Genomic DNA, 1,757 nt, shown 5'->3' on the forward strand with positions numbered 1-1,757 from the left:
TGATCCAGAGTACCACGGGACACGTGAAACCCTGTGGGAAGCAGGAGGGACCATCCTCCAAGGCTAAATACTACTTAGTGACCGATAGCGCATAGTACCGTGAGGGAAAGGTGAAAAGAACCCCGGGAGGGGAGTGAAATAGAACCTGAAACCCTGCGCTTACAAGCTGTGGAAGCACTTTATATGTGTGACCGCGTACTTTTTGTAGAACGGGCCAACGAGTTACGATAGTAAGCTAGGTTAAGTACTTAAGGTATGGAGCCGTAGTGAAAGCGAGTCTTAAATGGGCGTTAAGTTTGCTGTCGTAGACCCGAAACCGAGCGACCTATCCATGAGCAGGATGAAGCGAAAGTAAAATTTCGTGGAGGTCCGAACCCACGAGCGTTGAAAAGCTCGGGGATGACTTGTGGATAGCGGTGAAATTCCAATCGAGCTCGGAGATAGCTGGTTCTCCCCGAAATAGCTTTAGGGCTAGCCTCAAGGTTGAGAAATACGGAGGTAGAGCACTGAATATCCTAGGGGGCATTGCGCTTACCGAAGATTATCAAACTCCGAATGCCGTTATTTTATACTTGGGAGTCAGACTGTGGGTAATAAGATTCATAGTCGAGAGGGCAACAGCCCAGATCGTCAGCTAAGGTCCCTAAATGTAAGTTAAGTGGTAAAGGATGTGGGATTGCATAGACAACCAGGATGTTGGCTTAGAAGCAGCCACTCATTTAAAGAGTGCGTAATAGCTCACTGGTCGAGTGATCCTGCGCCGAAGATTACCGGGGCTAAAACTTACTACCGAAGCTACGATATCATTTATGATAGGTAGGGGAGCTTCCTATGCAGGCTGAAGCATGACCGTAAGGACGTGTGGACAGTATAGGAGTGAGAATGTTGGCATGAGTAGCGAGACGTGGGTGAGAATCCCACGGGCCGTAAACCCAAGGTTTCCAGGGGAAGGTTCGTCCGCCCTGGGTTAGTCGGGACCTAAGCCGAGGCCGAAAGGCGTAGGTGATGGACAACAGGTTGAGATTCCTGTACCACCGATAATCGTTTGAGAGATGGAATGACACAGTAGGATAAGCTAACCACACTGTTGGTTATGTGTGGCTAAGTACTGAGGCAGTCAAGGCAGGCAAATCCGCCATGATAATGCTGGGGTACGATGGGGAGCGAAATTAAGTAGCGAAGTAGCTGATTTCACACTGTCGAGAAAAGTTTCTATCGAGATTAAAGGTGCCCGTACCGCAAACCGACACAGGTGGGTGAGGAGAGTATCCTAAGGCCAGCGAGAGAACTGTTGTTAAGGAACTCGGCAAAATGACCCCGTAACTTAGGGAGAAGGGGTGCCACGTTAGGGTTAACGCCCGAGGTGGCCGCAGAGAATAGGCCCAAGCGACTGTTTACCAAAAACACAGGTTTCTGCTAAGTCGCAAGACGATGTATAGGAGCTGACGCCTGCCCGGTGCTGGAAGGTTAAGGGGATCTGTTAGGATTTATCCGAAGCAGTGAACTTAAGCCCCAGTAAACGGCGGCCGTAACTATAACGGTCCTAAGGTAGCGAAATTCCTTGTCGGGTAAGTTCCGACCCGCACGAAAGGCGTAACGATTTGGGCACTGTCTCAACAACAGACTCGGTGAAATTGTAATCCCGGTGAAGATGCCGGGTACCTGCGACAGGACGGAAAGACCCCATGGAGCTTTACTGTAGCTTGACATTGAATTTTGGTGCTACATGTACAGGATAGGTGGGAGGCTATGAAATC

At 49.7% G+C, this 1,757-nt stretch carries 1 rRNA gene; it reads left to right on the forward strand.

Annotated features, from left to right (window positions below):
• Window positions 1-1,757: ribosomal RNA gene (locus GFJ41_RS17680) — 23S ribosomal RNA — on the forward strand; the annotation flags it as partial.

This window comes from Paraclostridium dentum, from assembly GCF_012922555.1.
Taxonomy (GTDB): domain Bacteria; phylum Bacillota; class Clostridia; order Peptostreptococcales; family Peptostreptococcaceae; genus Paraclostridium; species Paraclostridium dentum.